Consider the following 17,842-nt stretch of genomic DNA (forward strand, 5'->3'; position numbering starts at 1 on the left):
GCTTTCGGTCTTTGATGCTTCGCATGCCGCTATCGCAAACGGCTGCGCAGCTTTGCGACGTGCTTCAGCTTCAGATTTCGAAGGTGGTTCATCGAACCGGCGTTCGTCCGGCGCATCGTGGCGCGCGAAGGGATCGGCAGAGTTTTAACGAATTCTGAAGCACATCCTCCACTATTGATCGCTAAATTAGCAATTTGCGTTGGATGGGGCAGGGGGCGCGGCTTGCGGGCCGCGTCGTTAATCGGCGCATGGGAAGGATGACGTCGATCGCTCCGGATTGACCTGAGCGGCGCGTCGCCGTCTGCTGAGGGGCTACGATCAGAGATGCGCTACAATTTGAGGAAGAGAGCCGCCCGCATCCTTGCGGACGAGAAGGGCAACTTTACCGTTCTGACCGCGCTGATAGCGGTGCCGCTGCTGAGCGCCGCGTCGATCGCCATCAACCTGGCGCGGATCAACCTCGAGGCCGCCAAGATGCAGACGGCGCTCGATGCCGCTGCCTTTTCGGCGGTCAAATCCTACGGCGAGGGGGAGACCGAGGCCAGTGCCAGGGATCTCGCCAACAACGTCTTTTTCGCCAATTTCGGCCAGGCGGAGCCCGTCGACCAGATCGGCGCGGAGAGCGGCGTGTCGGTGGCGGCCGCGCCGGTGCAGATCGCCTTCGGCGCCGCCGGCGTCGAGACCACGGCGACGGCGGCCTACGCGCTGAAATACAATCCGCTCTTCTTCGGGCTGCAGCCCTATACGATCGACCGGGAAAGCGTTGCCGCGCGCATGCCGGGGCGGGAGGCCTGCATCCTGGCGCTGCACCCGACGGCGAGCCGGGCCTTCGAGGTCAGCGGCGGGGCAAGCGTCGACACGTCCGGCTGCACGATCACGTCGAACTCCACCGACGCGCAGTCGATCTATCTCAGCGGCTCGGCCACGCTCAAGGCCGAATGTCTCTATGCCGCCGGCAAGGTGTCGGCGACGCTCGCCAATCTCCAGCTTGCCTGCGGCAATGCGGTCGAGGAGGTGGCTCCGATTCCCGACCCCTTCCGGTCGAAGAAGATGCCGACCACGGGAGGCTGGGTGAGCCTTGCCGGCTGCGGCCAGAATTTCGTCGGCGGCGGTGGCGGCAACGGCGACTGCAACGGTACCGGCAAGACACCGAACAACGCGCCCGACACCTACCGCGTCGAGTTGAATCCCGGCACCTATGGCGCGCTCGAGATCAAGGGGAGGGTTCTTCTGAGGCCCGGCAACTACATCATCGACGGCGGCAGCCTGAAATTTACCAGCCAGTCGGTGCTGAGCGCCGAAGGGGTTACCTTCTTCCTCCTGAACGGCGCCCAACTCGACATTCACGGCGGGGCGACTTTCCAGGTCAGCGCGCCGACGACCGGCGATTGGGCCGGCTTCTCGATCGTCGCCGGGCGCAACAACACGGCCACCGCCACCATCAACGGCAACAGCGCCTCGTCGCTCGCCGGCATCATCTACATGCCGGCATCGCGCGAGATCCAGTATGCCGGCAACGGATCGACCGGCGGTGAATGCGTGCGCATCGTCGCCCAGGAGATCACCATGATCGGCAACAGCAGCTTCAAGCTGGATTGCAAGGCGGTGCTGGCCAACACCACGATCAACAATCCCGGTGCGATCCGGCTGGTGCGATAACGACGGACGCGTCTTGCCTCCGGCCGTTGGGCCGGCGGCGTGATGGCTTGCCGGTGTCCAGGCGCGCTTTTCCCTCAGAAGCGGATGGACAGTCCGAGGATTGGACCTTGCTGGACCACGTCGAATATGAAGCCGTCATTGTCGTAGTTGACGCCCAGCGCTCGATAACCGGCAATCGCCGAGATCGTGTCGTTGAAACGGTAGCCGAGGCCAAGGCCGACGTCCCAGTCGACGTCGGCGCCGCCGCCACCGACCAGGCCCCAGCCGGTCAGGTATATTTCCGGGGTGAAGAAGTAGTTGCCGCGCACGCCCACCATGCCGTCGACCCAGGTCTTGCGGTCATCGCGGCTGATACCGTCGAGCGGGCCGCCCTGGAAGGACATGGTGGTGTTGACCGACCAGATCCTGGCGCCGCCGACCACGTCGAGATGCGAGTTCTGATCCTCAAAGACCGTGTAACCGACACCAATGAGGCCGGCGAAGGTCTCCGATTCCACATCGACGGTATCGGTGAAGATGCCACGCGCTTTGCCGTCGCCGGAGAGCTTCGTATAAATCAGGTCGCCAAAGATGCTGAACCGGTCCTTTCGCGCCTCCAGGGTTGCCATGGCGGCGAAGTCGAGATTGCTCCAGATGTCGCTGAAGCTTGAATCGATGTGAACGGTCGGGAGCCCGAATTGCGCTGTGTCGCCGGAGAGACCCGCCATCCAGAAATAGGGCGCGAAGGTGAATTGCCAGCCGCTCTCGGTTTCTTCCACGGGGGCCGCGGGCGCCATCAGCGGCGTGATATCGGCGGCATGAACAGGCAGAAAGGGAACCAGGCTCAGGCAGGCCGCAAGGCCCAGTCGCGTAGAGATACTCATGAAACGCCTCCCGCTTGCGCAGTCCCTGGGAAACGATGCGCGCGTTTTCCGTCCGGTCCTGCTTACTCATAAGAGTTGTGCGTATCGACGGCAGAAGCCGCCGCCTCCAACATGGCCATCTTTATATAAGCGATTCCGAAAACAACCAATTTCCACCGCCAGTGCAATCCTTGGCTGACGAAATGGCCCCTGCTGTTGCAGGCGCCACACAGTCGCGTGGGATCTGATGAGGCGGACTCGGGCCCGTGGTCCGGTGCTGTGGCGGGATCAGCGCGGCTCGGTAGAGAGGGCAGGCACGTTCGATTTCAGCCATTCGAGCACATAGACGCGCAGTGCCGAGGAGAGATTGCTGTCGGGCGTGCGCTGGTCGTCGATCTCGGCGATCAGCTGGGCGAGCGGCATCTCGCGCCTCGCGGCAATCGTCTTCAGTTCCTGCCAGAAGGCGTCTTCGAGCGAGAAGCTGGTGCGGTGGCCGTGGAGCGTCGCGGAATGCTTACGGATCATCGCCCGGCCTTAGAGATTGATTCAAGGGATTGGCATTTCGAGTCCGGACATCGCCGCAAGTCCTTGCTCCGGAATCGCTTTTGCGGGCTCAGTCCTTGCCGGCGTCGCCTTCGTCTGCGGCAGGGCGCTCGATGCGGCCCTGGTCAAGGCGGGTTTCCGCCTTGTCGTTCAGCGCCTTCGTCAGGGATTTTTCGGCCTTGGTACGGCCGAAGGAGATGCGGTTCTGCTCGGCCTGCTTTTCCTTTTCCGTGCGCTCGCGGCGCTTGCGGAACTGGCGCAGATTGACGACGTCGCCGGTCATGAGCCGCGGCTCCTCGGATCAGTTCTTCTTGCGGAAGGAATCGAGCGAGACGACGGAGCCGCCGCCGTTCTTCGGCTCGGTGGGCTTGTCGTCCTTGGCCGAGGTCTCGGCATTTTCTTCCGGAACGGGGTAGGCGGTGATCTCCGCCGATTCCTGTTCTTCCTCCTCGCCGGCCGCCACGTCGAACTCCAGTTCGAAATTGACCGAGGGGTCGTAGAAGCCGCGGATGGCGTTGAACGGGATGACCAGCCGTTCCGGCGTGTCGGAGAAGGAGAGGCCGATCTCGAAGCCGACGTCCGTGACCTTCAGCTCCCAGAACTGGTGCTGGACGACGATGGTCATCTGTTCGGGATACTTGGCTTTCAGGTGCTGCGAGATGCGCACGCCCGGCGCGCCGGTGAGGAAGGTGATGAAGAAATGGTGTTCGCCCGGCAGGTGGCCGGTCGTCGCGACTTCGGTCAAAACCTTGCGGATGACGCTGCGGAGCGCGTCCTGTGCCAGAATGTCGTAGCGGATGTGGTCCTGGCCCATGAGTGTCCCGTCTTTCCTCGAACTCAATCTTACTTGTCGGCTGCCGGCACGACGTCTTGCCGTCGGCTTTTCATTGCCCGTCTGAAGCAGACGAGTCAATTATTCAAGCATCTATAGACCATTTCGAAGCGGGGGAGAAGGTGAAGGCTTCTGTTGCCAGGTGCCTTCGGACCCCGCCTTACGGTGCTACCCGGAAGGACTTGATTTGAAGTGTCGCACCGCGATTAAGCAGCGAGACGTGCTTCAGCATAGTTGTCGTTTGCAACTATAAGTTTAGCCCGATAACGGTGGTACAATGCCGAGCAAAAAGTCGATCTTTACGCCCTTGTCGATCCTATTTCGCCCCCATCAAAAGCCGATCCCGGAAGATCGGTTTTTGGTGGAGGCGCCGGGTACCGCCCCCGGGTCCAATGGGTTTATTTCATCGCCCGTTTATTGCCATAGCCGCCCGAAGACGGCAGGGTTCATATAGGTCTTTCTGGGGCTCAAGAAAAGGGGGATGTGTCGGATATATGACTTTCTCCCGGACTGGCTCGCGCCGAACTGCCTTGACTTGACCGGCATCCGTGAAAAACTCCCGCTGCTGCCACGCGGCCGGCATTCTCCGGCTGCAATTTCGAAAAGCAAAGCAAGCTGGAGGCCTCATGACGGACTACCTCGCAGATGTGCAGAAATACGACAGCGGCGCCGACGAAGCGATCGTCAACAAGATCGTGCGCCACCTTGGCATCGCGCTTCGCAACCGGGATTCCTCGCTCGTTTCGGCGTCGGATCCGAAGGAGCTCGAGCGGGTCAGGGAGAAATGGTGCGAAAAGAAGCTCGGCATCAGCGGCGCCGATGCGGACAGCGCGATCGACGCCACCGTCAAGGCGATGTCGGCGGACCGGTCGAAATCGCGCGTCACCTTCTATTATCTGGTGGCCAAGAACCTCGGCAAGCTGCAGACCTTGTAGCGCCCCGCCGAATTATCCGGGATAATCGTCCCGTGGTCATTGGTTCGCCGCCGGCTTCGTCCTAAATTTAGGGAAAATACGAATCGGCGGCGCCAGACCATGCAGCAATATCTCGATCTTCTCGACCACGTGATGACCAACGGATCCGACCGGGGCGACCGGACCGGAACGGGCACGCGCTCGGTCTTCGGCCACCAGATGCGCTTCGACCTTTCCGAGGGCTTCCCGGTGCTGACGACCAAGAAGCTGCACCTGCGCTCGATCATCCATGAACTGCTGTGGTTCCTGAAGGGCGATACCAATATCCGCTACCTCAAGGAAAACGGCGTCACCATCTGGGACGAATGGGCCGACGAGAACGGCGACCTCGGCCCGGTCTACGGCTACCAGTGGCGCTCCTGGCCGGCGCCGGACGGACGCCACATCGACCAGATTGCCGGCCTTGTCGAAAGCCTGAAGACCAACCCGAATTCGCGCCGCCACATCGTCTCGGCCTGGAACCCGGCACTGGTCGACGAGATGGCGCTGCCACCCTGCCATTGCCTGTTCCAGTTCTACGTCTCCAACGGCAAACTCTCCTGCCAGCTCTACCAGCGCTCGGCCGACATCTTTCTCGGCGTGCCCTTCAACATCGCCTCCTATGCGCTTTTGACGATGATGGTGGCGCAGGTGACGGGCCTGAAGCCGGGCGATTTCGTGCACACGCTCGGCGACGCGCACATCTACCACAACCATTTCGAACAGGCCCGGCTGCAGCTCACCCGCACGCCGAAGGCGCTGCCGCGGATGGAAATCAATCCAGACGTGAAAGATCTCTTTTCCTTCCGTTTCGAAGACTTTACGCTCGTCGGCTACGAAGCCGATTCATCGATCAAGGCGCCGATCGCCGTCTGACATATCCTGATGCTGCGGGTGGCCGGTCCGCATTTCTGAATTCTTCTCGATGCCGATGCCGCGCCACCCTTCGGGCGGGGCAGGTGCTTCCGTCGCCCACAAGCGCAGGGGCCGGCAATCCAAAGCTGAGGGGCGGCCGGGGAGGGCTGTCGTCCAAGGGAGGTATCGATGCTCACACTCGTCCATGCGCCGCTGTCGCGATCCTCGCGCATCGTCTGGCTGCTTGAGGAGCTGGGCGCGGAATACGAGATCCGCTACGTCTCGATCCGCCGCTGGGACGGATCCGGCGCGCCCGACGACAACAACCCGCATCCGCACAAGCAGGTGCCGGCGCTCATTCATAATGGCGCGGTGATCTGGGAGTCGGCCGCGGTCGTGCAATATCTCACCGACCTTCATCCCAACTGCAGCCTCGGCCGGCCGCCCGGACACAAGGAGCGCGGCGCCTATCTCTCCTGGCTCGCCTATTATGCAGGCGTGATCGAGCCGACGGCGCTCGCCCATATCTCGGGCGCGACCATCAATAACCCGGCGCAGGCGCGGCTCTATAGCGAAATGTGCGCCCATGTGATCGATGTGCTCACCCGCCAGACCTATCTGCTCGGCGAAACGATGAGTGCGGCCGATCTGCTTCTAGCAAGCGCGCTGCAGTGGATGCGCAAGTTACTTCCGGAAAGCACAGTCGTCGATCGCTACATCCGCGTCGTGACGGACCGGGCCGCCCATGACCGGGCCATAGAAATCGACAGCAAACCGAACGGGTTCCATGACTGAAACGAAGACCACTCATCCGAAAATATCGATCGTCGTCGCCGTTGCCGCCAACGGCGTCATCGGCCGCGATGGCGATCTGCCCTGGCGGCTTTCGACCGACCTCAAGCGCTTCAAGGCGCTCACGATCGGCAAGCCCGTGGTCATGGGGCGCAAGACCTGGGCGTCGCTCGGGCGCCCGCTTCCCGGCCGTGCCAATATCGTCATCACCCGCAACGCGGATTTTGTCGCGGAAGGGGCAAGTGTCGTGCCGTCGCTCGATGCGGCGATCGCGCTTGCGGGCCGAGAGGCGCAGGCTGCGGGCGTGGGCGAGATCTGCGTGATCGGCGGTGGCGAGATCTACCGCCAGTCGATTGCGCTGGCCGATATCCTGCACGTGACCGAGGTTCAGGCGACCGTGGATGGCGATACGCGCTTCCCTGATATCGATCCCGGCGTGTTCGAGAAGGCGTTCGAAGAGGATCTGCCGCAGGGTGAGAAGGACAGCCACGCCATGCATTTCGTCACGTTTAAGCGGCGTGCGACAGCCTGACGCGGCGGATCGTCAACTATTTTGAACCATTTACGGTGAACTCGGGTCTATCGCGTTGAAAGCGGTGCGGGTGATACCTATAACGGTTTCACATCATAAACGACCGTGCGGTGGCGCGGCCGTTTTGCGTGGGAAGTATTCAAAAGAGAGGTTTTGATGCCCTGGAGCAATCAGAATGGCGGCGGCGGTGGCCCATGGGGCGGCGGCGGCGGTGGCGGCAATCAGGGAGGTCCCTGGGGCCAGGGGCCAAACCGGCCGCGTGGCGGCAAGGGCGGCCCGCCGGATCTGGAAGAGATCATCCGCCGTGGCCAGGACCAGCTTAAGAACGTCGTTCCCGGCGGCTTCAATGGTGGCGTCTTCGCCATTATCGGCTTGCTGATCGTCGGTTTTGTCCTGATCAATTCGATCTACACGGTGCAGCCGGACGAGCGCGGCGTCGAGATGCGCTTCGGCAAGCCGAAGGACGAGATCTCGATGCCTGGCCTGCATTATCATTTCTGGCCATTCGAGACCGTCGAATTCGTCAAGATCACCGAGCAGCAGCAGAACATCGGCGGGCGCTCCAGCGGTCAGTCGAATTCCGGCCTGATGCTGACCGGCGACCAGAACATCGTCAACGTCCAGTTCTCGGTGCTTTATTCGGTCACCGATCCGAAGGCTTACCTCTTCAACGTCGAGAACCCGTCCGACACGCTGCAGCAGGTCGCCGAAAGCGCGATGCGCGAAGTCGTCGGCCGCCGTCCGGCGCAGGACATCTTCCGTGACAACCGTCAGGCGATCGCCGCGGACGTGAAGAGCACGATCCAGGCAACGATGGACACCTACGGTACCGGCGTTTCCGTCAACACGGTCGCGATCGAGGACGCCGCACCGCCGCGCGAAGTGGCCGATGCGTTCGACGAAGTGCAGCGCGCCGAGCAGGACGAAGACCGCTTCGTCGAAGAAGCCAACCAGTATGCCAACCAGGTGCTCGGCAAGGCACGCGGTCAGGGTGCGCAGATCCGCGAAGAAGCGGCCGCCTACAAGGACCGTGTCGTCAAGGAAGCACAGGGTGAGGCGCAGCGCTTCATCTCCGTCTATGACGAGTACTCCAAGGCGCCTGACGTGACCCGCAAGCGTCTCTATCTCGAAACCATGCAGGGCGTTCTCGGCAAGTCGAAGAAGGTCATCATCGACGAGAAGAACGGGCAGGGCGTTCTGCCATATCTGCCGCTGAATGAAATCGGTCGTCCGACGACGTCGGGTGCCGCAGCAGTTTCGGGAGCAGGCCAGTGATCAACAATCGTACCTCCGTTATCCTGATCCTGCTCGCCGTCGTCTTCGTCGGTATCTATTCCTCGGTCTTCGTCGTCAACGAGCGCCAGCAGGCGATCGTCGTGCGCTTCGGTCAGATCAAGGACGTCAAGAGCCAGCCGGGCCTCTACTTCAAGCTGCCCTTCGCCTTCATGGATGCCGACCGCGTCCAGTATGTCGAAGACCAGGCACTGCGCTTCGACCTCGACAACATCCGTGTCCAGGTCTCGGGCGGCAAGTTCTATGAAGTCGACGCCTTCGTCGTCTACAAGATCTCCGATCCCCGTCGCTTCCGCGAAACGGTCTCGGGCGACCGCGATTCTGCGGAATCGCGCCTGCGCACCCGTCTCGACGCATCGCTGCGTCGCGTCTACGGTCTGCGTGGCTTCGAGGCTGCCCTTTCGGACGAGCGCGCATCGATGATGCGTGAAGTTCGCGCCGACCTCAAAGGCGATGCCGAGTCGCTCGGCCTCAACATCGAGGACGTCCGCATCCGTCGTACCGACCTGACGCAGGAAGTTTCGCAGCAGACCTACGACCGCATGAAGGCTGAGCGTCTGGCGGAAGCCGAACTGATCCGCGCCCGCGGTAACGAAGAAGGCCAGCGCCGCCGCGCCATCGCCGACCGTCAGGTCGTCGAGATCGTCGCCGACGCCCAGCGCGATTCGGAAATCCTGCGCGGTGAGGGCGAAGCCGAACGGACGAAGACCTTTGCCGACGCCTTTGCGCGCGATCCGAAGTTCTTCGAATTCTACCGTTCGATGACGGCCTATACCCAGTCGATCGGTAGCCCCGACACGACGCTGGTGCTGTCGCCGCATTCCGAATTCTTCCGTTTCTTCAATGACTCGGAAGGCACCGCACCGGCTGCACCTGCGCAGCAGCCGGCCGGAAACTAGGCGGACCATGTCAGATTTTCTGACAGGATTTGCTTTCTTCCTGATCATCGAGGGGCTGGTGTACGCACTGGCCCCTTTGGTTTTGGTGGAAATGGCGAAGCGTTTGCCGTATGTCCCCGAACATCAGCTTCGACTGGCGGGGCTCGTTTGCGTGGCTGCCGGGGTCGGACTTGTATGGTTGCTTCGAGGATAATGCGAAATGCCACATAAACTGCTGATCCGGCTGGTCGATGCCGAATACGCCATCACCCGCCTCAATATCGGTTCCATCATGCCCGAATGGCTGCCGGGGCCAGGCTTCTGGACCGTGTCGAGCTCCCGCGAGGAGATGACGCTGGTCTGCCGGGCCGCCCGCGTGCCTTCCAGCGTCCAGAGTTCGCTCGGCTGGCGCTGCTTCCGTGTCGAGCAGCATTTTGCCTTTGACGTGCCCGGCGTGCTCGCCTCGGTGCTCCGGCCGCTTTCGGACGCCGGTGTCGGCGTCTTTGCCAATTCGACCTTCAGCACCGACTACATCTTCGTTGCCGGCTCCGATCTCGACAAGGCGGTGCAGGCGCTGAAAGACCACGGCCACGAGCTCACCACCTGATCAGTCGCGCCCGGCCTCGACGTAACGGCTTGGCCGGGAACGCCCGTCCTTTCGCACCCTTCTGCGCAAGGATCAGGAAATCGTGTTTGGACCCTTCCGAATTCCGCCTTATCTTCAGAGGAAGGTCGGACGTTGCGGTCTTGTGGCTTGCGTTTGTCAAATCCGCCGCATAAGCCCGGCCGGCGGTTTCGGTCGAGGCGGAATTATGCGAAGAATCAAAGTGCTATGGTGTGCCGGTGTCGCCGCACACAGCCAGAGGAGCTGAAGCGAATTGTCCACGCGATCAAAATCCCGAGTACACTCGCTTGGCGCGTCCCTGGGCGTTCTGGCGCTCGCAGGCGCGCTTGCCTTCAGCAGCACCGCACTCGCGCAGAACACGGCGATCCGCCCGCCGAGCAATGGCCCGGCCTCCGTTGCCGATCTCGCCGCCGGACTGCTGGATGCCGTCGTCAACATCGCGACGTCGCAGAAGGTCAAGAACGACGACGATGCGCCGGCGCCGCAGGTGCCGGAGGGCTCGCCCTACCAGCGCTATTTCGACGAATTCTTCAAGGGCCAGGGCAATCAGGGCGGTAACCGGCAGCGCACGGTCGAATCGCTCGGCTCCGGCTTCGTCATCGATCCCTCCGGCTATATCGTCACCAACAACCACGTGATCGAGGGCGCCGACGATATCGAGATCAACTTCGCCAATGGCAGCAAGCTGAAGGCCACGCTGGTCGGCAAGGATACCCAAACCGACCTCGCCGTCCTGAAGGTCGAACCGAAAGGGCCGTTGAAGGCCGTGCCCTTCGGGGATTCGCGCAAGATGCGCATCGGTGACTGGGTAATGGCGATCGGCAACCCGTTCGGCCTCGGCGGCTCCGTTTCCGTCGGCATCATCTCGGCGCGCGGCCGCAACATCAACGCCGGCCCCTATGACAATTTCATCCAGACGGACGCTGCGATCAACCGCGGCAATTCCGGCGGGCCGCTGTTCAACATGGCGGGCGAAGTGATCGGCATCAACACGGCGATCATCTCGCCGACGGGCGGTTCGATCGGCATCGGCTTCTCCGTGCCGACTGAACTTGCCGCCAATGTGGTGCTGCAGCTCAAGGACTTCGGCGAGACGCGGCGCGGCTGGCTCGGCGTGCGGGTCCAGCCGGTGAACGACGATATCGCCGAGAGCCTGAAGATGGACGCGCCGCGCGGCGCGCTCGTTTCCGGCATCATCGAGGGCGGACCGATCACGCACGGCGAGATCAAGGCCGGCGACGTCATCGTCAAATTCGATGGCCATGATGTCGGCGAGGTGCGCGACCTGAAACGCGTGGTCGCCGAAAGCCCCGTCGGCAAGGCGGTCGATGTGGTGGTGATCCGTGACGGCAAGGAACAGACGGTCAAGGTTACGCTCGGACGCCTTGAGGATGGCGCGCTTGCAAGTGCTGACGCGGCGACCGGCGACGAGGGGGCGAAGCCCGACAAGCCGGAGGCTGCACCGCTTCCAGCGACCGATGTCGTGCTCGGCATGAAGCTTGCGACACTCAACGAAGAGGCGCGCAAGAAATACGGCATCGCCGAGGACATCGACGGCGTCGTGATCACCGAGGTGACACCGAATTCGGTCGCGGCAGAGCGGCGCGTGGAGCCGGGCGACGTTATCGTCGAGGTCGGTCAGGAGGCGATGGAGACGCCCGCCGACGTGGTCGATCGGGTCGAGGAGCTGAAATCCAGCGGCCGTCGCCACGCGCAGCTGTTGCTCTCCAACAAGACCGGCGAACTGCGCTTCGTCAGTGTCAGGGTGGAATAGGGCGCGTCGCGCCTCCCCTGATCCTGCGGCATCGGATCGATGCCGCAGCACTGCTTCGGTCGAGGTCGATTGTCTGAGTCTTTTCAGTGGTATCGCCTCTGGGGCTGAGAAGCTGAATCCACGTCCTCAGGTTTTGATTCAAGGCTGCGGTCCGCTCGACGGGCCGCAGTGCGCTTGTAATGTGTATCAGGCGCAGCCCCTCATTTCGCTGCCGGGACCTTCTCGCCGATTGCAGGAAGAAGGGACGTTGCCGCGCCCGCTCGCAGACCTGCGCCATGCAACACTCTCTGAGCGATCCCGTGACTTCTCAGATCGTGCCGCAGCAGAGCGTTCGCGGTGGCGTACGTTCCCTCTCCCGTCGGCGGGGAGAGGGCTGGGCTGAGGGGGCATTCCCGAAGCGGTGAGGTGCCTTTCCTTCAGCAGTCGTTGCTCGCTTGCGTGGGGTGCGGGGACGACTTGCGTGTCGGCTGGAAAGTCATCAGCCTGAGAGCTTCGAACAGAATTTCGATGATCGTATGCATTGCCGCACCTCCTTTCCTGCAAGCATTTCACTCCACTTGCCGGGATCCCTCAAACGAGTTTACAGTCGCCTTCAGATAACTTGAGGTTATGCATGAAGCGTGGACGACTGCCCTTGACGGCGTTGCGGAGTTTCGAGACGGCCGGGCGGCTGGAGAGTTTTACGCTGGCCGCGGCCGAACTCTTCGTCTCTCAGGCCGCGATCAGCCGCCAAGTGCGGGAACTCGAGGAACTGGTTGGCAGGCCGCTGTTTGAGCGGCACCACCGCAGTGTGGCGCTGACTGCCGATGGCCGTGCGCTGCTTGCGACGCTGACCTTGGCCTTCGACATGGTGAGCGAAAGTCTCGATGCGCTGTCCGGACGCCGACTGTCGCAGACGCTGAAGGTGAGCGCAGAGCCATCCTTTACCGGCTGCTGGCTGGTGCCGCATCTTCAGGAGTTCCAGCGGGAGCACCCGGACATCGATCTGGTGATCGATGCCGATCCGCGACTTGCCGAGTTTCGCAGCGGCGAGGCCGACATCGCCATTCGCCACAGTCTGGCCTCGGAACGCTGGCCGCGGGTCGAGGCGCGACCGCTGGCGCGCGTGCAGATGATCCCGGTGATCGCGCCGGCACTTGCCACGGCCGGCCGGCCGCTCGACCGGCCCGAGGACCTTTTGCAGCATGCGCTTCTGCACGAAGACAACCGTGCGCTCTGGGAGCAATGGTTCGCGGCCGCGGGCGTGGCTCCGGTCAAGCTGGAGCGCGGCGCGATCTTTGCCGATGGCGCGATGGTGCTGCAGGCGACCGTCAGGGGCAGCGGCGTCGGCCTGATCGACCGTGACCACGCGCTCGACGATCTTGCGGCCGGAAGGCTGATCCAGCCCTTCAACGTCACCGTGCCCTATGGCGCATTCTTTCTGGTGACGCGACGTTTCGAGGCGTTGTCGCAGGCGGCGCGGGCTTTTGTCGACTGGGTCGAGCGAAGCTATCCGGGGGCGGGGCGGCAGGCACGGTAAGCGCCGGCGTCTGCCACTGGTGTCTCTCCCTCGGCTTGCGGGAAGAAATGTCCGGCAGGGCAGTGCGGCGGCTTACGTCCCAGCCTGTGAACGGTGCGCCCACCATTCCTCGGCGCTGATGGCATAGAGCACATGCCGGATCAGGGCCGGCTGGTCGGTTGGGACGCGGGGGTGATCGAAGTCGCGGCTTGGGTCGCGGTGCATGCCGATCCGTTGCATCACGGCCGTCGAGCGGGTGTTGGCGGGAACCGCGAAGGAGACGACCTCGCTCAAGCCCCTGTCCTCGAAGCCATAGCGCAGCAGGGCGTTGGCCGCTTCGGTGACGTAGCCTTTGCCCCAAAAGGGCGTTGCCAGCCGCCAGCCGATCTCGACCGTTCCCGTGGGCAGGTGCGGCTCCAGATCGGTGAGCGCGAGGCCGCAGAAGCCGATCGGTCGGTCGTCGGCCTTGAGCGCCACGGCGAAGAAACCGAAGCCGGTTTCGGCGATACCGCGGCCGACGCGCGCAAAGAGCGCATCGGCCTGTTCGCGGCTGCGGCGGAAGGGAAAGAACTCCATCACCGTGGGGTCGCTGTTGATCGTGAAGAAGAGCGCGCGGTCGCTCTCCTTCCACGTCCGGATGCGAAGCCGCTCGGTCTCGGCAATGATCATCCGGCGAAATCCGTCTTGCGATAGCCCTGCAGATAGAGAAGGGCGGTGAGGTCGCCGTGGTCGATGCGGACCTTCGCCTGCTCGGCAACGACGGGCTTGGCATGCAGCGCCACGCCGGTGCCGGCAAGCTGGATCATGCCGAGATCGTTGGCGCCGTCGCCGACAGCAAGCGCATCGTCGGTGGAGATGCCGAGGCGGTCTGCGATCTCGACCAGCGAGTCGACCTTGGCCTGCTTGCCGAGGATAGGATCGGCGACTTCGCCGGTGAGGATCCCGTCTTCGGCGATCAGCGTGTTGGCGCGGTTCTCGTCAAAGCCGAGCATCTCGGCGATCGGGCCGGTGAAAACGGTGAAGCCGCCGGAGACGAGCGCGGTGTAATGGCCCTTGTTCTTCATTGTCGCGATCAGTTGTTTACCGCCCGGGGTCAGCGTGATGCGCTTGGCGATGACCTCGTCGACGACACCGAGCGGCAGACCCTTTAGCAGTGCGACGCGTTCGATGAGGGCCGGCTCGAAGGCGATCTCGCCGTTCATGGCGCGGGCGGTGATCGCTGCCACCTTGTCTTTCAGGCCCACTTCTGCGGCGAGTTCGTCGATGCATTCCTGGCCGATCATGGTCGAGTCCATGTCGGCGATGAGCAGCTTCTTGCGGCGGCTCTCGGCCTCCTGCACGGCGACATCGACCGGCGCATCGCCGATCACCCCGCGCAGCAGGGTTTCGGCTGCATCCGGATCGGTGCCGTCGGTCAGCGCGATATCGCAGGCGATGCCATCGGCGAGCCAATAGAGGCCGGATGCCTTGACGGCGTCAGCGGCGGCTTCCGCCAGTGCTGGCGTCAGAACAGGATTTGACGGATTGGCGATAAGCGTGGCAACGAGAGCCATGGACAACAACCTTGATACCGAGAGCGACGCGATCCTGATAACCGGGCCGACCGCCAGCGGCAAGTCTGCGCTTGCCGTCGAACTGGCGCGCCGGCACGGCGGCGTGGTCGTCAATGCCGACAGCATGCAGGTCTACGACACGCTGCGGCTTTTGACGGCGCGGCCGGACGAGGCCGACATGGGCGGCATCGAGCACTGTCTTTACGGCCATGTGCCGGCAGCATCCGCCTATTCCACCGGCGCCTGGGCGCGCGAGGCGCAGGCTCTGGTCGCGCGGCTGAAGGGCGAGGGGCGCTTGCCGGTCTTCGTCGGCGGCACGGGGCTCTATTTCAAGGCGCTGACCGGCGGGCTCTCGGATATGCCGGAAATCCCGGCAGCAATCCGGGAAAGGCTTCGCGATCGGCTGAAGGCGGAAGGGCCGGAGGCGCTTTATCTCGACCTTCAAACCAAGGATCCGGAAACGGCGGCGACACTGAAGCCCGGCGACGGCCAGCGCATCGTCCGCGCGCTCGAAGTGGTGGAGGCGACCGGCAAGCCGATCCGCTTTTTCCAGCAGCAGACCGGGCCTGTCATCGTCGATCCGGGCCGGGCCCAGAAATATGTGGTGCTGCCGGAGCGAAAGCTCCTGCACGATCGCATCAACCGGCGCTTCCAGTTGATGCTTGCCGGCGGCGCAATCGACGAGGTCAAGGCGCTGCTTTCCCTCCAGCTGCCGCCGGAAATGCCTGTTATGAAGGCGATCGGCGTCAGCCAGATCGCAGCCCTTCTGAAGGGCGAACTCGACGAGGCCGAGGTGGTCGAGTTGGGCGCTGCGGCCACGCGGCAATATGCCAAGCGCCAGATGACGTGGTTTCGTAACCAGCTCGACGACAGCTGGCAGCGCATTGCGAGCGCCGAGGAGGTGCTTTGACGAGCGGCGTTGCTGCGGATCAGTCGGCGAGGTTCAGCTGCCAGGACACGCCGAAGCGGTCGTTGACCCAGCTGAATCGCTGGCTGAAGCCGTAATTGCCGAGCGGCATCAACACCGCTCCGCCTTCGGCGAGCATGCCCGAGAGCGTGATGATCTCATCCTCGCTCTGGCATTCGACGAAGAAGGAAAAGGATGGGGTGAAGTCGAAGGCGTGCCTGACCGGGCTGTCGATACATTTGACCCGCTGCGCGCCGAGCCGGAAGAGCGCCACCTTGACGCTGCCTTCGGGGCCTTGCTCGTCCGGGCCGTAGCGCTCGACCTCCAGCACCTCGGCATTGGGAAACAGCGAGACGTAGAAGGCCATGGCGGCGTCGGCGACGCCATCCTGGAACATCAGGAAAGGGGTGATGCTTGTGACCATGGCGCGCTCCCGTCCTCGTCGGCCGTTCGACAGCCTCTTGAGCGATACTACCCCAAGGTGTCGCCACGACAACGGGTGGCTTGCCCGATTGTTCCACCGTTGCTCCCGACCGTCGTCGTCACGCCAGCTGCGGCCACAGCACCAGTCCGATCCCGATGATGCTGGTCGCAAACAGGGCCGAGCGCAGAACGGGGATGCCGATCGCATAGGCGAGCCAGAAGGCCAGGCGCGCCGAAAGCCAGACGATCGCACCGAGTCCCGTCGTCGCGTCGTTTGCGCCGGTGATTTCGACCGCCAGCAGCGCGGACGCAGCGAAGGGAAAAGTCTCGAGAAAATTTGCCTGTGCGCGCTTCAGCCGGCCGACCAGGGGTGTCGGCGGCGGCATGGCCACCTCGCGCGACGAGAGCGACCAGGCGAGTCCATGCTGGCGGGTCTGGAGTTGCGCCGCGACGAAAACCTGGACGATGCCGAAGACGCAGCCGAGCGCCAGAACGGTCATCTCAACACTCATGGCCGCGCTCCGAAAGCCGTCTCGGACGGCGCCAGTGAGTTCGCCCGGTCGCGCTTTGCCATCGTGCCTTCCTCCCTGCAATGTTTCGCTGGAAGGACGCTAACTCTTTGGTATGATATCGTAAATACGGACAAATAGGATAGTACGGAGGGCCGCCTGCATGACGGAACAAGCCGTGGAACCCGGACGTGGCGTAGGCCCGAAAGTGTCCAGCCTGACCGGGCTCGACATGAGCCATATCCGGCTCTGCCCCGCCATCGCCTTTACCCGGATCGTCGGCGGGCGCTACAAGCTGCACATCCTCTGCGTGCTCGAAGGCGGCACGCATCGCTATGGCGAGATTGGGCGCTCGCTGCTTCGGGGCGGGCTTGGAAAACCGATCACGCCGCGTGTTCTCAGCCGCGAATTGCGGGAGCTGGAGGAGCGCGGCCTGATCAGCCGTCGGGACTATCCGGTGGTGCCGCGCAAGGTGGAATACAGCCTGACCGACCAGGGCCGAGCGTTGATGCCGATCCTGGCCGAGATCGTCCGCTGGGGCGCAACCGGGGCGCACGAGGAAATCCTCGGGATCTGAGTTTTTCCTGTCCAATCGGCTTCAATAGGGTTGCCGGTCTGCCGCCTTCACGAGCGAGAAGAAGAGGAAGCGCGGCTCGGTCGTGAGGCTTTTGTAGGCTTTCGGAAAGAGCGTGCGCGCGCGCGGATCGGGTTCAGGCTCGCTCACCGTTTCGATGGCAAAGCCGGCCGATTTGAACACGTCGAACATGGCATGCAGCGGGCGATGCCAGAAGCGCATGTGGATGGTCCTGCCGCCGCGTTCCCAGGTATCGTCGAAGCGATAGGTCTCGAAGTAGTTGTCGTGACCGGAGAGCGGGTGGTCCATGAACGGGTGATGGGTGGAAAGAACCAGCCGGCCGCCCTTCGCCAGAACCCGGTTGAATTCCAAAAGCGGAAGCGACCAGTCCTCCAGATAGTGCATGACGAGCGATGCCACGACGAGATCGAAGTCGCCGTCGCCGAACGGCAGGGGTTCGCTCAGATCGGCCAGCAGTAATCGAGCACGCCCTTCGAGGCGACGCCGGGCGATTTCCAGCAGCCCGGCGCTCCGGTCGATGCCCGTCACCGTGGCGCCGCGCGCGATGAGCGCTGCCGCATGCGCCCCGCCGCCGCAGCCGGCGTCGAGCACCCGAAGGCCGGCGACGTCGCCGGCGAGAGACAGGGTCGCCGGCCGCTCGTAATAGGCGTTCCAGGCGTTGTTTTCGTTGTCGGCATCATAGTCTGCCGCAAAGGCGTCGTAGTCGTTCTCAGACAAGATTGTTCCTCCGCGGCCCGCCGGAAGGCGCCATTCGGCTGCCGAAGCGATTGAAATGACTA

Annotated in this window: 22 protein-coding genes and 1 other RNA gene; 13 read left to right on the forward strand and 10 right to left on the reverse strand. The window is 63.2% G+C overall.

The window, feature by feature from the left end; all coding sequences use genetic code 11:
* Positions 1-336 precede the first annotated feature (336 nt).
* Positions 337-1,659 (forward strand): TadE/TadG family type IV pilus assembly protein, encoded by a 1,323-nt coding sequence (locus OKW20_RS18685; RefSeq protein WP_429174089.1) that lies wholly within the window; start codon positions 337-339, stop codon positions 1,657-1,659.
* 74 nt (positions 1,660-1,733) lie between these two features.
* On the opposite strand, the gene OKW20_RS18690 is transcribed toward OKW20_RS18685, so the two are convergent.
* The 5 genes from OKW20_RS18690 to ssrA form a co-directional block, all read right to left on the reverse strand.
* A complete protein-coding gene (locus OKW20_RS18690; RefSeq protein WP_156134195.1) occupies positions 1,734-2,522 on the reverse strand; it encodes a hypothetical protein in 789 nt (262 codons plus the stop codon).
* Positions 2,523-2,789: 267 nt separating this feature from the next.
* A complete protein-coding gene (locus OKW20_RS18695; RefSeq protein ID WP_429174090.1) occupies positions 2,790-3,026 on the reverse strand; it encodes a ribbon-helix-helix domain-containing protein in 237 nt (78 codons plus the stop codon).
* A gap of 88 nt (positions 3,027-3,114) precedes the next feature.
* Positions 3,115-3,327: a DUF4169 family protein gene (locus tag OKW20_RS18700; protein WP_043621476.1), complete on the reverse strand. Its 213-nt coding sequence runs from the start codon at positions 3,325-3,327 to the stop codon at positions 3,115-3,117.
* Positions 3,328-3,345: 18 nt separating this feature from the next.
* Positions 3,346-3,858 carry an SspB family protein gene (locus OKW20_RS18705; RefSeq protein WP_043621479.1) on the reverse strand — a complete coding sequence of 171 codons (513 nt, stop codon included), beginning with the start codon at positions 3,856-3,858 and terminating at the stop codon, positions 3,346-3,348.
* Positions 3,859-3,997: 139 nt separating this feature from the next.
* Positions 3,998-4,356: a transfer-messenger RNA gene (gene ssrA / locus OKW20_RS18710) on the reverse strand.
* 146 nt (positions 4,357-4,502) lie between these two features.
* On the opposite strand from ssrA, the gene OKW20_RS18715 reads away from it, so the two are divergent.
* The 10 genes from OKW20_RS18715 to OKW20_RS18760 all read left to right on the forward strand — a co-directional run bounded on the left by OKW20_RS18715 (position 4,503) and on the right by OKW20_RS18760 (position 13,097).
* Positions 4,503-4,811, forward strand: a complete 309-nt coding sequence (locus tag OKW20_RS18715; RefSeq protein WP_043621481.1) for a DUF2853 family protein — start codon at positions 4,503-4,505, stop codon at positions 4,809-4,811.
* Positions 4,812-4,910: 99 nt separating this feature from the next.
* The gene (locus OKW20_RS18720) at positions 4,911-5,705 is read left to right on the forward strand and encodes a thymidylate synthase (RefSeq protein ID WP_429174092.1); all 795 of its coding nucleotides are present in this window, start codon (positions 4,911-4,913) and stop codon (positions 5,703-5,705) included.
* 168 nt (positions 5,706-5,873) lie between these two features.
* A complete protein-coding gene (locus tag OKW20_RS18725; protein WP_429174094.1) occupies positions 5,874-6,479 on the forward strand; it encodes a glutathione S-transferase in 606 nt (201 codons plus the stop codon).
* Entirely contained in the window at positions 6,472-7,008 is a 537-nt protein-coding gene (locus tag OKW20_RS18730) for a dihydrofolate reductase (protein ID WP_429174096.1), read from the forward strand. The genes OKW20_RS18725 and OKW20_RS18730 overlap by 8 nt, the downstream gene beginning before the upstream one ends.
* Before the next feature lie 156 nt (positions 7,009-7,164).
* On the forward strand, positions 7,165-8,283 hold the full coding sequence (gene hflK, locus OKW20_RS18735; RefSeq protein ID WP_034792611.1) for an FtsH protease activity modulator HflK: 1,119 nt from the start codon (positions 7,165-7,167) through the stop codon (positions 8,281-8,283).
* A complete protein-coding gene (gene hflC, locus OKW20_RS18740; RefSeq protein ID WP_043621493.1) occupies positions 8,280-9,200 on the forward strand; it encodes a protease modulator HflC in 921 nt (306 codons plus the stop codon). Before hflK ends, hflC begins: the two co-directional genes overlap by 4 nt.
* 7 nt (positions 9,201-9,207) lie before the next feature.
* Positions 9,208-9,393, forward strand: a complete 186-nt coding sequence (locus OKW20_RS18745; RefSeq protein WP_034792618.1) for a DUF2065 domain-containing protein — start codon at positions 9,208-9,210, stop codon at positions 9,391-9,393.
* Between the two features lie 6 nt (positions 9,394-9,399).
* Positions 9,400-9,786: an ACT domain-containing protein gene (locus tag OKW20_RS18750; RefSeq protein WP_043621496.1), complete on the forward strand. Its 387-nt coding sequence runs from the start codon at positions 9,400-9,402 to the stop codon at positions 9,784-9,786.
* A 271-nt stretch (positions 9,787-10,057) separates the two neighbouring features.
* Entirely contained in the window at positions 10,058-11,578 is a 1,521-nt protein-coding gene (locus OKW20_RS18755; RefSeq protein ID WP_082006127.1) for a DegQ family serine endoprotease, read from the forward strand.
* 613 nt (positions 11,579-12,191) lie between these two features.
* Positions 12,192-13,097 (forward strand): LysR substrate-binding domain-containing protein, encoded by a 906-nt coding sequence (locus tag OKW20_RS18760; RefSeq protein WP_429174097.1) that lies wholly within the window; start codon positions 12,192-12,194, stop codon positions 13,095-13,097.
* Between the two features lie 72 nt (positions 13,098-13,169).
* Here the strand turns inward: OKW20_RS18760 and OKW20_RS18765 are convergent, their stop codons facing one another.
* A complete protein-coding gene (locus OKW20_RS18765) occupies positions 13,170-13,745 on the reverse strand; it encodes a GNAT family N-acetyltransferase (protein ID WP_429174099.1) in 576 nt (191 codons plus the stop codon).
* Positions 13,742-14,629: a phosphoserine phosphatase SerB gene (gene serB / locus OKW20_RS18770; protein WP_429174100.1), complete on the reverse strand. Its 888-nt coding sequence runs from the start codon at positions 14,627-14,629 to the stop codon at positions 13,742-13,744. The genes OKW20_RS18765 and serB overlap by 4 nt, the downstream gene beginning before the upstream one ends.
* On the opposite strand from serB, the gene miaA reads away from it, so the two are divergent.
* Positions 14,628-15,539, forward strand: coding sequence for a tRNA (adenosine(37)-N6)-dimethylallyltransferase MiaA (gene miaA / locus OKW20_RS18775; RefSeq protein WP_429174102.1), 912 nt, complete (start codon positions 14,628-14,630; stop codon positions 15,537-15,539). The genes serB and miaA overlap by 2 nt on opposite strands.
* Before the next feature lie 19 nt (positions 15,540-15,558).
* On the opposite strand, the gene OKW20_RS18780 is transcribed toward miaA, so the two are convergent.
* Together OKW20_RS18780 and OKW20_RS18785 are read right to left on the reverse strand one after the other, a co-directional pair.
* Complete coding sequence (locus OKW20_RS18780) at positions 15,559-15,960, reverse strand: VOC family protein (protein ID WP_402318981.1); 402 nt, start codon at positions 15,958-15,960, stop codon at positions 15,559-15,561.
* A 118-nt stretch (positions 15,961-16,078) separates the two neighbouring features.
* Positions 16,079-16,471 (reverse strand): MAPEG family protein, encoded by a 393-nt coding sequence (locus OKW20_RS18785; protein ID WP_429174103.1) that lies wholly within the window; start codon positions 16,469-16,471, stop codon positions 16,079-16,081.
* Between the two features lie 160 nt (positions 16,472-16,631).
* Here OKW20_RS18785 and OKW20_RS18790 point away from each other — a divergent pair, with 160 nt between their 5' ends.
* Positions 16,632-17,045, forward strand: a complete 414-nt coding sequence (locus tag OKW20_RS18790; protein WP_245281695.1) for a winged helix-turn-helix transcriptional regulator — start codon at positions 16,632-16,634, stop codon at positions 17,043-17,045.
* Positions 17,046-17,066: 21 nt separating this feature from the next.
* Here OKW20_RS18790 and OKW20_RS18795 read toward each other — a convergent pair whose 3' ends face one another.
* Complete coding sequence (locus tag OKW20_RS18795) at positions 17,067-17,780, reverse strand: class I SAM-dependent methyltransferase (RefSeq protein ID WP_429174105.1); 714 nt, start codon at positions 17,778-17,780, stop codon at positions 17,067-17,069.
* Positions 17,781-17,842: the final 62 nt, after the last annotated feature.

Origin of the sequence: Ensifer sp. LBL (genome assembly GCF_050435225.1) — a bacterium.
GTDB lineage: Bacteria > Pseudomonadota > Alphaproteobacteria > Rhizobiales > Rhizobiaceae > Ensifer.